This is a genomic window from Xenococcus sp. PCC 7305 (assembly GCF_000332055.1).
Taxonomy (GTDB): domain Bacteria; phylum Cyanobacteriota; class Cyanobacteriia; order Cyanobacteriales; family Xenococcaceae; genus Xenococcus.
Window position 1 is genome coordinate 1 of record NZ_ALVZ01000129.1, and the last position, 13,394, is coordinate 13,394.

The 13,394-nt window shown below is 40.5% G+C and carries 12 protein-coding genes, 1 pseudogene and 1 CRISPR repeat array; of the genes and pseudogenes, 9 read left to right on the top strand and 4 right to left on the bottom strand.

What is annotated here, in order from left to right; genetic code table 11:
* Positions 1-410: a CRISPR direct-repeat array (repeat unit 37 nt; unit sequence GTCGCAAACCTTATAATCCCAACTACGGGACTGAAAC).
* Between the two features lie 124 nt (positions 411-534).
* A complete protein-coding gene (locus XEN7305_RS06940) occupies positions 535-1,383 on the bottom strand; it encodes a bile acid:sodium symporter (protein WP_006508663.1) in 849 nt (282 codons plus the stop codon).
* 137 nt (positions 1,384-1,520) lie between these two features.
* Between XEN7305_RS06940 and XEN7305_RS06945 the strand changes: the two genes are divergently transcribed.
* From XEN7305_RS06945 to XEN7305_RS06960, 4 genes are all read left to right on the top strand, one after another.
* Entirely contained in the window at positions 1,521-2,735 is a 1,215-nt protein-coding gene (locus XEN7305_RS06945) for an HhoA/HhoB/HtrA family serine endopeptidase (RefSeq protein ID WP_006508664.1), read from the top strand.
* 183 nt (positions 2,736-2,918) lie between these two features.
* Entirely contained in the window at positions 2,919-4,136 is a 1,218-nt protein-coding gene (locus XEN7305_RS06950) for a hypothetical protein (protein ID WP_006508665.1), read from the top strand.
* Positions 4,137-4,385: 249 nt separating this feature from the next.
* Positions 4,386-4,880, top strand: a complete 495-nt coding sequence (locus XEN7305_RS06955; RefSeq protein WP_006508666.1) for a glycine zipper family protein — start codon at positions 4,386-4,388, stop codon at positions 4,878-4,880.
* Positions 4,881-4,913: 33 nt separating this feature from the next.
* Positions 4,914-5,348, top strand: a complete 435-nt coding sequence (locus XEN7305_RS06960) for a hypothetical protein (protein WP_006508667.1) — start codon at positions 4,914-4,916, stop codon at positions 5,346-5,348.
* A 482-nt stretch (positions 5,349-5,830) separates the two neighbouring features.
* On the opposite strand, the gene XEN7305_RS30005 is transcribed toward XEN7305_RS06960, so the two are convergent.
* Positions 5,831-6,022, bottom strand: a complete 192-nt coding sequence (locus XEN7305_RS30005; protein ID WP_083889327.1) for a helix-turn-helix domain-containing protein — start codon at positions 6,020-6,022, stop codon at positions 5,831-5,833.
* Between the two features lie 127 nt (positions 6,023-6,149).
* Between XEN7305_RS30005 and XEN7305_RS06970 the strand changes: the two genes are divergently transcribed.
* Positions 6,150-7,229, top strand: coding sequence for a DUF389 domain-containing protein (locus tag XEN7305_RS06970; protein WP_006508669.1), 1,080 nt, complete (start codon positions 6,150-6,152; stop codon positions 7,227-7,229).
* Between the two features lie 112 nt (positions 7,230-7,341).
* On the opposite strand, the gene XEN7305_RS06975 is transcribed toward XEN7305_RS06970, so the two are convergent.
* Positions 7,342-7,917, bottom strand: coding sequence for a DUF3611 family protein (locus XEN7305_RS06975; RefSeq protein WP_006508670.1), 576 nt, complete (start codon positions 7,915-7,917; stop codon positions 7,342-7,344).
* A gap of 48 nt (positions 7,918-7,965) precedes the next feature.
* Positions 7,966-8,454: a DUF1269 domain-containing protein gene (locus XEN7305_RS06980; protein WP_006508671.1), complete on the bottom strand. Its 489-nt coding sequence runs from the start codon at positions 8,452-8,454 to the stop codon at positions 7,966-7,968.
* Between the two features lie 242 nt (positions 8,455-8,696).
* Between XEN7305_RS06980 and XEN7305_RS06985 the strand changes: the two genes are divergently transcribed.
* The 4 genes and pseudogenes from XEN7305_RS06985 to XEN7305_RS07000 form a co-directional block, all read left to right on the top strand.
* On the top strand, positions 8,697-10,268 hold the full coding sequence (locus tag XEN7305_RS06985) for an arylsulfatase (protein ID WP_006508672.1): 1,572 nt from the start codon (positions 8,697-8,699) through the stop codon (positions 10,266-10,268).
* Positions 10,269-10,413: 145 nt separating this feature from the next.
* Positions 10,414-11,388, top strand: a complete 975-nt coding sequence (locus XEN7305_RS06990) for a formylglycine-generating enzyme family protein (RefSeq protein ID WP_006508673.1) — start codon at positions 10,414-10,416, stop codon at positions 11,386-11,388.
* Between the two features lie 41 nt (positions 11,389-11,429).
* The gene (locus XEN7305_RS06995) at positions 11,430-12,761 is read left to right on the top strand and encodes a DUF202 domain-containing protein (protein ID WP_040897001.1); all 1,332 of its coding nucleotides are present in this window, start codon (positions 11,430-11,432) and stop codon (positions 12,759-12,761) included.
* A 452-nt stretch (positions 12,762-13,213) separates the two neighbouring features.
* A pseudogene (locus tag XEN7305_RS07000) lies at positions 13,214-13,394 on the top strand (IS4 family transposase); the annotation flags it as partial.

The window sequence follows — 13,394 nt, forward strand, 5'->3', positions numbered from 1 at the left end:
GTCGCAAACCTTATAATCCCAACTACGGGACTGAAACATACCAAATATCAAACGCAAATTATCGGCAATGGTGTCGCAAACCTTATAATCCCAACTACGGGACTGAAACGGAGAAAGCGAAGATATCGGCAAGATTACCGTTAATCGAAGTCGCAAACCTTATAATCCCAACTACGGGACTGAAACATTTGCGGTTTGTAGCGGACTTGAATATCAATATCAGCAGTCGCAAACCTTATAATCCCAACTACGGGACTGAAACGTATATGGGTCGCTTAATCCTTCAACATACCACCGAGGTCGCAAACCTTATAATCCCAAGTACGGGACTGAAACTATATTGAGTCCTGGACAATCCTGGACAGGTATTCAGGTCGCAAACCTCATAATCCCAAGTAAGAGACTGAAACAAAGCTGAAATAGGAAATAAAGAACCGCAGTTAATACATTTTGATAAAAGTTGAAGTTTGTGGCGATCTCGAATAAATCTGTTTCCCAGTGCGCATCCTGTTTTATGCTTAATAATATACAGATTCATGTCAATTGTCGCTTACTCCATTGAGAATAGGGAATCGCGATCAGTGCACCCAAAATAACATAGGATATTAGGGTCGGGACAACCTTGACCATCTCTTGTGCATTGCTTAAGTAAGCGATATAAATTGCTAGACCTACATTACGGGCGACACAGGCAATAGCTAGAGCCGAACGCTTGCCAACTTCAGCTTCTCCAAAGATATGCCCAATTGCTAAAGAAAAAATTACCATGAGCACAATTGCTACCAGTGGGAAAGCGCCGATTTGAACCATTAGGCGAAAACTGGGAATTATCAGGAGAATAATCAATAGCAAAAATAAGCTATTAGCTATCATGATAATTGGCTTAGCGATCGCAGACGTAATTTTAGGGCTCAATTTTTGGATTAGCAAGCCAAGAATAACTGGGAAGAATTGGACTCTTGCCACCTGATGAAAAACCTGTGAAATTGTAACGCTCTCTATTTCTAAATCGAACAAGCTATAAAAAATTCCCAAGGTAAACGGGATAATCAATACAGCTAGCAAGGCCAGGGTTAACTGAAGAGTAACAGAATAGGGAAAATTTCCTCCCGCCATTTGAGAACGTTTGGTCGTCAGAGGAGCACCAGGTGCAGCAGCTAACAATGCTAGTCCAGAAGCAACTCCTGGTGGTAAATCGAACAAGTGCAGTAAAACGATAACTATCAAAGGAACCAACACCACAACAGCTAGAAGAGCACGCAGCAAGATAGCAGGTCTGCGCCAGAGCGCAAGTAGTTTCGCAGAAGATAAATTAACTCCGATCGCCAGCATCAGCGTGAAAATCGTAATTGTGACAAGACTGGAGATTAAGGGATTGTCCATGACATTAGAATTGCTTAATTAAGCTGTAATAGTAATTTGATAAACTTGGCTTTGAATTTTGCTGGGAACAAAATAAATCAATAATGAATCATTATATTTTTGAATGTTCAATCTCTTTAAGGAGGAATAAATTTGTGATGGGTAAATCGACTTATAAATCTTTACGCCAAGCCGGAATCTATGCCATTGTTGCATCAGCTAGCATCGCTTTGACTCTCGGTTCGTTGCGGGCATCTCCTCGCTTGTCGTCTATAGTTTCAGTTGGGGAGAAATCAGCAGAAGTAGCAGTTATCCCCTCCGAAGTAACTGAACCCTTAGATAATCAACCTCGTAATTTTGTCGCCGCTGCTGTAAATCGTGTTGGCGATGCCGTAGTTCGTATTGATGTCGAGCGGACTGTAAAAAATCAAGTTCAAAGTCCCTTTTTCGAAGATCCTTTTTTCCGCAATTTTTTTGGTAGAGATGTTTTTCCCCAGTTACCTCAAGAATATCGTCAGCAGGGTCAGGGCTCAGGATTTATTATCGACAAAACAGGGATTCTTCTCACCAATGCCCATGTTGTTAATGATGCCGATAAAGTAACTATACGATTAAGAGACGGGCGGACTTTTCAGGGGGAAGTTTTAGGAGTTGATGAACCTTCCGACTTAGCCGTAGTTAAAATTCAAGGAGATAATTTACCCGTTGCTACCTTGGGCGATTCTAGCCAAACACAAGTAGGCGATTGGGCGATCGCAGTTGGCAATCCTTTGGGACTAGATAACACCGTAACCTTAGGAATTATTAGCACTCTCAAGCGCTCCAGCGCCCAAGTTGGTATTCCCGATAAACGTCTTGATTTTATTCAAACCGACACTGCGATTAATCCTGGTAACTCTGGTGGCCCTTTGTTAAATGATCGTGGAGAGGTAATCGGCATCAACACTGCTATTCGGGCTGATGCAGAAGGGATTGGCTTTGCGATTCCTATTGATAAAGCCAAGGAAATTAAAGATCGACTAGCTCGTGGCGAAAGCATTCCCCATCCCTACATTGGCGTTCAGCTGTTGACTCTAACGCCCGAAGTTGCCCAAAGGCTGAATAAAGATCCTAACTCTTTGATGGAAATTCCCGAAAGCAAAGGTGTACTAATCGTGAGAGTAGTTCCGGAAAGTCCTGCTGCTCAAGGAGGTTTGCGTCGAGGCGATGTGATTACAAACATTGCTGGAACTGAGATTGCAACAGCCGAGCAACTACAGGAAGCGATCGAGCAAAGTCAGATTGATAAGCCTTTGAATATTACTGTGAAAAGGGGAGTACAAACTCAAAAGTTAACCTTAAAACCTCAAGAGTTACAAAAAGCTGGTAATTAATTAATATAGTTGTATTTATTAAAATGAGTCGAGAAGAAATATTCCCGACTCATCTGTCAATTTTAATGATCGTAAAATAGAAAGCCAGGTGTAAACTCTTATTAAGCAAATTCCAAGGTCTGTCTGGCAAAAATCAAATATGGCCAACATTCCTTTTAATGAAATACTATTTTACTGTGCTTAATGTCACACCACATAGGATTGAATTTTTACAAATTTATTTTTACTTTCGTTTGGCTATTTCTACCTATTAAAGTAGCTTATTCTCAGGAAACGGCTTCAGAACACAATATTCAAGAACATACGATAAGAGTCAATCAAATCCGCAATTTAAGCACTAACGCTAGCGCTCTGTACCCAATCTATAGCCCAACAACTTCTCAAGAAACTCAATATTTTCATATTGGACAAGCGCTTGAAACCCCAAACTTGAGTCAACAAAAACCAGAAAGTGTCATCGAGGATAATGAATCCTGGCGTTTTAAAATTCAACCAACTCTTTTAATTCCATTTCGAGTTAGAGGAGAAGTTCAAATTGACGGAGTTTTTGATTTTTCTGGTTTAGAGAACCTAAACCTCAGTGATGTGGGATTTAGAGGAATTAATATTGCTGAATTCCTGCCCTCTGGGGTTACTACTAACGACGCTCAACTCGGTACTATATTCCCCCAAGGCTCTGCATTCAGTTCAATAGAGTATGATCTAGACTTCAGTGATATTACTGGTCTTGATAGTGTATTAAGGCTCTCAGGGCGTTTTGAAGCCAGCAAAGGCCCTGTAATTCTGATCTTTGATGCACAATACACCAGAGTTAAAACAGGTGGGGATGTCACGCTCGAAGCCAATAATATAACTACTCGCAATAATAGAACGATAGACCTAAATCTAGAAGTTGATGTTGAAAGCGAATTTGTATTCAAAAACGGTTTTTTTGATTTAGCTGCCTCTTATCGCTTAGTTGATACGGGAAAAGGTAAAGAAATAAAAAACTATCCTATTTTATTTTTTGAACCAATTGCGGGTGTGAGACTTGGCTTTTTTGACATTGATGTTGAACTAGATCCTGGTCCTGATATCAGTGTAGATGAGTTCTATGCCGAACCTTTATTGGGGGGGAGACTGGGATTGCAGGCTTCCGAAAGGGTTACTTTCGCTGTTCGTGGTGATGTTTCCGGTTTAGATATTGGGATTAATCCTACTGATTTAACCTGGAACCTGGTCGCTGGCTTAGAATGGATGCTGTCAAAAACTTTTGAACTAAGATTAGCCTATCTACTCGAAGAGATTAACGCCGATGATGGTGATATCAAAGTCGATGGAGACGTCCTAAGTAATACTGGTGACTTCGACTTTTTTAATCAAGAGCAGGGTATTTGGGTCGGGTTTGGATTTCATTTTTGACAATAATTTTAGGTATGTCCCAATAAGAGAACCTGGGGTTGAACAGAATATACCGAATATAGCGATCGCGAATGCCTGTTTTAGCGATCGCAAGTCTCCATAAAAGAACCGGAAATGAGAGTATTGTCACAAAAAGTATTTAAAAGTATTTAGCAGATAATAAGCGTAAATATGCTCGGGCTTGAACGATGCTACAAAGAGTGAGATTATTTTGTAAGTTGCCCTAAAATCTGAATAAAAAAATAATTTATGAAGTCTATTCCTCTAATTTTTATTCCCTTTGCCATTTTATCTTCATCCGCGCAGGCAGCTTTGGCACAGGATTTATTTGTTTTTCCCAGCCAAGGACAAAGCGAGGAGCAGATGGAGCGAGATAAGGTTGAATGTCAAATTTGGGCCAGGCAGCAAACTGGGTTTGACCCCTTAGCAACGCCCACAGCCACAACTCCTCCACCATCTAGAGAAGCATCCCAAGGAGGACTATTAAGAGGCGGATTACGCGGAGGTGCTCTTGGCGCAGTAGCAGGAGCCATCGGAGGTGATGCCGGCAGAGGTGCAGCCACTGGGGCGGCCACTGGAGCCTTAATGGGAGGCATGAGAAGATCGGATCAAGCGGTCAGAGAACAAACAGCCCAGAGACAATGGGCTCAGCAACAAGAAGCCGAACAATTTAGGGATCGAGAGCGATTCAACCTGGCGTTCCAAACCTGCCTACAAGGCAAGGGGTATACAGTCAATTTTTAATCATCACTGAAAAATAGGAAATAGGAAAATAAAATGAACAAGACATTCATGTTTATCATGGCTCTATTCTGTATCCCCACAACCTCACTTAGAGTAGCGGCCGCTGATTTTGACAGCTCTGAACCTTTTGTATGCACCGTAATTGATGTTACCGAATGCATCATGGGGGGAGGGTGTAAAGAGGTAACTGCTGAAGAGATCAATCTGCCAAGGTACCTGTGGATTGACACAAGAAAAAAGACTATCCAAAGCAAGAAAGAAGCAGATGAGTCTCGGATAAGCAATATAGATCAGGTTAAAGTAGTTGATAACAAACTGATGCTTCAGGGTGCGGAACAAGGTAGAGAAGATGTCCAAGATGGATTTGGCTGGACAGTAGCTGTTATGGAAGATACAGGATATATGGTTATGACTGCTTCAGGAGACCTCGTAGGTAATATCGCCTTTGGTGTCTGCACAACACCATAATTGCAATATTTTATCTCTTGAAATCATTATATTTTAATAATCGCTTACTTAGTTGAGCGTCGCGCTTTTCTATTTTGCTTTCAATAATATGGATGCTACTGCCCTATTTATCTAACACTTAATCATACTTGATTATACAGTCGCCAGAAACCTCCTTGAGTTTTCCATCATCTGCTGAAATAAAAGTATACCCATCGGAATTAGATTCCGAGAAGACCTTCCCATCAGTCCTGCCTGAATAAATAAGTTGACCTCCAGAGTAACAGGCGATTTCGGCAGAGCGATGTGTCCAATCAGCAGTGGTTCTTGAGAATCGCGTTCTCCAGGAGCTGCAACCGGTTGTCATTAGTAATAAACTAAAAGCCGCAGCGCAGCGGAGAAAAATTAGCATCCGAGCCATATTTATCTTGAGCCAACAGATAGAGAGGAAGCTGAGGAGCATTAATCGCAGTAGGTAAGGATATGGATTCAATATCTTTATCTTAACTCTGAGCGGGAATTCCTTTGCCGACATAACGATCTGGGAACCTTCCTAAATTAATTGATTGAGAACCAAAAATTTTCTGCAGGATCTTAGGGTAAGCATATTGCTTACAACCAAAGGTTTTTGTCAAGTCTAGTTTTTGAGATAAGTTGGGGTAAAATCTGAATTTAAATCCTCTGAGCTGTTTTATGGTCTTATTTGTCTATGATGCAGATTTTAGTGAAATACTGATATGGAGCTCTATTAAATTTTTTTTAAAGCAGGGTTTTTAACTCATGATCTCAAAGGATAAAAATAAAAATCAATTTTTTTAACCTATGACTTGGCAACGTGGCATCAGACAATATTTACAGCAATCTTGGCAGAGTCTTAACCATGATTGGGAATTACTGCGAGAAGTTCCTATTCCCGCAAGTGAATTAAATCAAACTTTATTGCAAGCATCACTACCAGCAGTAAACTTCTATTTACTACTTGCTTTAGCCTCAATGATTGCTACTTTTGGCTTATTGACTAATAGTGCGGCGACAATTATCGGTGCAATGATTATTGCCCCACTGATGAATCCTATAATTAGCCTAGCTTATGCTCTGGTAGTTTTCAGTCCGAAATTACTCGAAAGAGCTATCTTAACACTTTGTACAGGAATTATTTTAGTCATTGTCATTAGCTACTTGACTACCGAGCTTTTGGGGTTAAGGGTGGTGGGTTCAGAAATCCTGAGCCGGACTCAGCCCAATTCCCTGGATTTAGGGGTCGCAGTAGCAGCTGGGATGGCGGCTGCTTTTGCCAACACTCGTCGTAGCATTGCGAATACCCTTCCTGGAGTAGCTATCTCTGTAGCCTTAGTGCCACCATTAGCTGTTGTAGGAATTGGTTTGTGCTTAGGTGAATTGGGAACTGAAATTGCTGCGTCTTGGGGTGTAGATGCAAGTATCGCAGCCGGTTCATTTATATTGTTTCTCACCAATTTAGTAGGAATTGTCTTTAGTGGTAGTTTAATTTTTCTATTTCAAAGATACGGTAGTCTTAAAAAAGCAGCATTTGGTTTAATTGTCGCCCTATTAGGGTTACTAATGTTGCTGCAACCGCTAGCCTATTCTCTCAAGAGTCTTTATCTTAATTCCAACGTGATGCTAACCGTATTCGAATTAAGACAAAATCAACCGGATCTCTTTCCTCGAACGATTAGATTTCGCTCAATAAATACTAGTTATCGGGAGGATAATTTAATACAGATTCGGGCCGAGGTTGAAGCTCCTTCTCAGGAGATGAATAAGATACAAGAAAGAATTGATGCGACTTCTCAAGCGTTAAGTAAAACAGTGAATCAGCCCGTTGAAATCAATGTGAATGTAGTTCCTTATCGACATTTTAAAAGTCAAAGTCAAGCTTGACGAAAAGGCATTAGTCTCAAACCATGAAAAAATTAGCAACAACAAAATCATCACAAATTATCATTAGGGTTATATAACTTGGGAATTTCAGTTAGGTCGTTTTTTGTCATACTCATAGGCAGGATAGCAAGCGCAAGCTGACGATGACACCAATCAGTCCTGCCAAAATCACATTCATTATGGCTAACAGACCCAGTATGTCCATAGGCACAATTATTGGACCTGGGTTAATCAAGGCGCCTCCTGGAGCCGGCTGCAAAATTGTTGCGGCACCTGGGGGGAGTGATAGTATGACATACAGCAAACCACCCACCGTGATCATGCCAATTAAAACAGCAAGGAGGATAACTCCCAAGTTGGCAATTATGCCAATCCAAACTTCTCTAGTGACCCTTACTTTGGGGGGAAGTTGGTTGGAGTTCTCTAATTTACTAGCCAATCGAGTGTAGCGAAAACACCAGTAAATAGTAAAAAGAAGAGTCAGGATGTCAATAAAGCTTAAAATATTCCCCGAATCCGGAACACCTGTTAGCTGAGACTTAGAGGAGAAAATCCCTTGGAATATCATCAGGACAATTGGAATCAAGCCCAATATGATTTGCGACCAAAAGCCTATCCAACCCAAACGACGAAAAGTACGTGCAATTTGGCTGGGACTACGTAGCGTATTGGATAATCGGTTAAACATATAAATTAAGAATTATGACAACCACTGTAAATGAAACGGTAATATCAATCAAGCAACGCTGAAATGTTCTCTTAGAGTGTCTTCTTGCTTCTTTGATAAATTGGATGTAATTAGCTCCATTTCTTCTCCTGCGAGAGCGTCCTCAACTTTATCCAAAGTCACCTGTCCAGTAAGCAAAAACAAAGCGGAGGTTCCCTCTGTGACCTTGTCTTGGACTTCTTTAATAAAATCGTCATTAATGCCGTAATCTTTGAAGTGACCAGAAAGCGCTCCAGTTAAAGCACCAACTGCAACCCCCAATAGAGGGCAAAAGAAAATCAGACCAAACAACATACCCCAAAATGCACCATCAAGAGTACCTATCTTGACTAAATCTACGGCCTGCCTAGTTCTGGGGTTTTTCTTCCCTTGAGGCCAGGAAACAGTTGCTGCATCTAATATCTCTATCAGATGCTCTTTTCGAAGTTTTGCCATGATTTCTAGAGCCCTTTGTGCTCCCTCAGCATCACTGAATTTCCAAACTGTTAAATTAGCCATGAAATTACCTCACCTAACTTTAGATGTATTTAGTTCGTATCATGATTAGCATAGAATGGTTTTTGCACTAAAAAAGTTGGCGTTTCATAACATTAACTTGCTTCACTAAACTTAAAATAAATTCAAGTTCAGCCAACTCCTGATTAATGTATGCTGCTTATGACTTATTGCTTATTCAAGAACATTTCTTAATTAGAAATAAATCATAGTTAATCGTTAATCATAGTCCGGCCAAACAGGATATGAAGTATTTTCAACTACTATTAATAACCATTGTATTTACTATCTTTGGTCTGCTGATACCTTGTAATGGTGTCTTAGCAGCAACTTCAAACACTATTTCCAGCCAAAAACCTAATATTGTGGTCATCTGGGGTGACGATATTGGGCAAAGCGACCTCAGTGTTTTTACCAAAGGGATGATGGGTTTTCAGACCCCCAATATTGATCGTCTTGCCCAAGAAGGCATGTTATTTACCGACTATTATGCCGAACAAAGCTGCACCGCCGGTCGTTCGGCCTTTATCACTGGCCAAAGTGTTTTTAGAACTGGTTTAAGTAAGGTTGGCTTGCCAGGTGCAGATCTCGGACTGAGCGATAAAGACCCAACAATTGCCGAAATGTTGAAACCATTGGGTTATGCGACTGCCCAATTTGGGAAAAATCACCTAGGAGATAAGGATGAGTTTCTACCCACTAACCATGGTTTTGACGAGTTTTACGGTAATCTCTATCACCTCAACGCGGAAGAAGAACCAGAATTACCCGACTATCCTTCCCCTGAGGACTTTCCTAATTTTCAGGAACGATTTGGTCCTCGGGGCGTAATTCATAGTTTTGCCGATGGCAGAATTATCGATACTGGGCCATTAACTAAAAAACGGATGGAAACTATTGATGATGATATTGCCGAGCGTTCCGTGGCATATATCAAAAAACAAGCAGCCACAGATAAACCATTTTTTCTCTGGACCAACTTCACTCATATGCACTTCCGCACCCACACCAAACCAGAAAGTCTGGGTCAAGCGGGACGTTGGCAATCTCCCTACCATGACACGATGATCGATCATGACAAAAATGTCGGTCAAATTTTAGTTGCTTTAGATGAAGCGGGATTAACGAACAATACTATCGTCATTTATGGTACTGACAATGGGCCTCACATGAACACCTGGCCAGATGCGGCAATGACTCCTTTTCGAGGGGAGAAAAATACTGGTTGGGAAGGGGGTTTTAGAACTCCTTGCATGATACGTTGGCCAGGTCATATTCAGGCTGGGACAGTGTCTAATGATATTATGTCCAATTTGGATTGGATGCCCACCTTAGTCGCAGCTGCGGGCGAACCTGATGTTAAAGATAAGTTACTCCAAGGTTATCTCGGCTATAAAGTACATCTTGATGGCTATAATTTCTTGCCCTATCTCACAGGAACAACAGATAAAGCTCCTCGCCAAGAATTTTTCTATTTTTCCGATGATGGTGACTTATTAGCTATGCGTTATGACAATTGGAAAGTCCATTTTGCGCAACAACGCAAAGAGGGAACTATTGCTCTCTGGGGTGAACCATTTGTCAAAACCCGTATTCCTTGGCTGTATAATCTTCGGACTGACCCCTACGAAAGGGCTAGTATAACTTCTAATACCTATTGGGATTGGTATTTAGATCATGTTTTTTTACTACTACCTGCTCAAACTTTTGTTGGGGATTTTCTCTCAACATTTCAAGAGTTTCCTCCTCGTCAGAAGGCTGCTAGCTTTACCATAGACGAAGCCTTAGATGCTTTGCAAAATTCATCCAGCTTTTAATTAATTGGATGTCTTCATAGTTTGAGAGAGAAAATCTTAGATATAGACTCAAGTATTCAACTATCACAACCAAGATAGATGCTACTTCTAACTCTCAAATTTTTACCAAGGGCTGATTAAACCCAGCCCAGCCCTCTATCACAAAATGAAATATTGTTTCTTCGTTCTAATATTTATTTTCACTTTAATATTCAATCCCGTTCCTAGTCTTGCCGCATCTCCTTCCTGTCCTGAAAATATGGTTTTGATCCCCGGTGGAACTTTCCACATGGGTTCAGATCATCCTGAATTTGTAGAGGAAAATGCGATCGCGAAGGTTAAAATCGATAGCTTTTGTATAGATACCCATGAGGTGACTAACGCCGAGTTTGCTAAATTTGTCCAAAAAACTGGTTACCTAACCATTGCGGAACGTCCTTTATCGGTACAAGAATTTCCTGACTTGCCGGAATCGGCAAGAAAACCAGGCTCGATGGTATTTGAACCTCCAGAAGCAGGATTGGAACAGATAGCCTATATGGGCTGGTGGCATTGGGTCACGGGCGCTAATTGGCAACATCCCTATGGTCCAGAAAGTAATATTCAGGGAAAAGAAAATCATCCTGTAGTCCATATTGCTTATTTTGATGCTTTAGCCTATGCAAAATGGTCTAATAAGCAGTTGCCCACAGAGGCTCAATGGGAATATGCAGCGCGAGGTGGACTTGAAGGTAAAGAGTACACCTGGGGTGATGAGTATTCCGCAACCAATGCCAATACTTGGCAAGGATTATTTCCCTTTTTCAATACCAAAGCTGATGGTTACTTGGGGACTGCTCCTGTAGGCTCGTTTCCTCCTAACGGTTATGGTTTATCCGATATGGCTGGAAATGTCTGGGAATGGACTCAGGATTATTACCAAGTTTTACGGAAGCCGATGGCTTACAAAAGTAATCCTCAAGGTCCCAAAATTGGCTACGATCCCAAGAAACCTTTTGAACGTAATTCTCATGTAATTAAAGGCGGTTCTCACCTTTGTGCTCCCAATTATTGTAGTCGTTATCGTCCAGCGGCAAGGGAGTCTCAGTCACCAGATACGGGAACCACTCATATAGGTTTTCGTTTAGTTAAGAACATTTAAGAAGTTTTTTGCCGGGTGAAAATTTTGCCCTAACTAAAATCATGTCTGAAGAACAATTCCCTAACAGTAACGAACTGGCGATTGAGCTCACAGAATTCGCTCAACACCGTATTGCTCTAGCCGAAGAAAGAACAGAATTGGCGCGAGAGCGCACCCGTGCCGCCCAAGAGCGAACTTTAATGGCCTGGATTCGTACTTCTTTATCGATGCTTGCCTTTGGTTTTGGAATTAGTCGCTTTTTTGAATATTTAGAAAAAACTGAAACTGGAAGAAATATTAATGCGTCAGCCGAGGGACGTCTTTTGGGTTTAAGTTTAATGGTTTTAGGGATTTTTGCTTTAATTGTTGCTTTGATTTCGCACTGGTTTACCCTGAAGAATATCCAGAAAAAAGACTTTAAATATATTCCCAATTGGTCTTTGGGGTTTATAGTCGGAACTATTCTGCTCTTTATAGGATCAGCAGCATTTATTCCTTTAGTTGCGGATAACTTCAATCTCACCGATATTTTCACTCTTGATAGTCAAGTTATCAAAAATTTAATTGCTCTGACTATTTTTACTATTATGTTAACCATGGGAGCCAAAATACCTTTAACCGATTTCGCTTCTGTGAAAAATCATCCTAAATTTTTGGCTAAATCTTTATTGTCAGTTTTAGTTTTATTTCCCCTAATAGTTTTCTTGATCTTATTAGTATTTCCTACTAATAAAGCCACAGCGATCGCCTTGATTATTCTAGCTGCTTCCCCTGGGCCTCCACTGCTAACGAAAAGGGCTATGATGGCAGGTGGGCGGATGAATTTTGGCGCTAGTTTACAAGTTATTTTATCTTTGTCAGCTGTAATTTTTACACCCTTGATATTGTTTATTTTTGCCCAACTAATTCCTGGTTATCAAGGAAATATTAATTTTTTATTAGTTGCCAAACAGATAGCTATAGTCCAATTATTGCCTTTATCTCTTGGTTTAATAATTCGCGAGATTTCTGCTGAGTTGGCAGAAGAAATTAGCAACCTATTATTTAATATTGCGAATACTCTATTTTTTGTTATGGTACTCTTCGCAATATTTATTAGTTTTAATCTTATTCCCCTAGCTGGTTGGCAGGCTGCTGGAATAATTGCGCTAATCATTCCTCCAGGTTTAATTATCGGCCATTTACTAGGTGGTATCGAGCAACGTCTAGACACTCGTTCCACTTTAGCAACTGCTACTGTTGCCCGTAATGTGGGTTTGGCTCTATTTATCGCTATTGCTAATGGGGCAACGATCGCAATACCTATCCTGGCTGCTTATTTGATTCTGGGAGTGATTTTATCTCTGCCTTATAATATTTGGATTAAAAAACAAATTGCCGCACTAGCTACATAAAATTCGAAATGTTGTTTCAAGCAATATAATAGCTATTGGTTTTTAACTAGCTGTATTAAAACAATGTTTGGATATTAATTAAATGGTTTTAAGCCTCTACTTGCTAGGAACCCTTCAAAAAAAACTTCAAAAATATTTTTTTAAACCTCTCAAAACCAGACTTTTTATTTATGGGTTTAAAGAGCGATTGTTCGGCTGATGAATATCGTTAGGGTTTCAAATATCATCTCTATTTGATGAAGTAAGTCAATCTACAACGATCAAGCAACTTAAAACCAAAATTTCTTCACAGATATTGGACATTAGTCACAAGTTAAGGAATTCGGGAATTTGTCAAGAGGCAACAAAAATCGGGTGAAACTTCTAACAGAAGAAGAGTTGAGCGATTGCAGTTGCCCATGAGTAACAACCGAAAACTAAACCGAGATCACGCGAAGAGAACCCAACGCCCGATGGCAGAAGATGAAGTAATTGCCAATCAACTTGAAGCATTACTGACTCCGGCGATTACTGCTCAAGAAAATTATTATCGTCAATTAGGCCTCAGAGATCGGATACTAAATTTACCCTTGATGGTAGCAGCCGTCTTGACGTTGCTGTGGAGAGATGTGGCAGGAGTTACAGAATTAACAA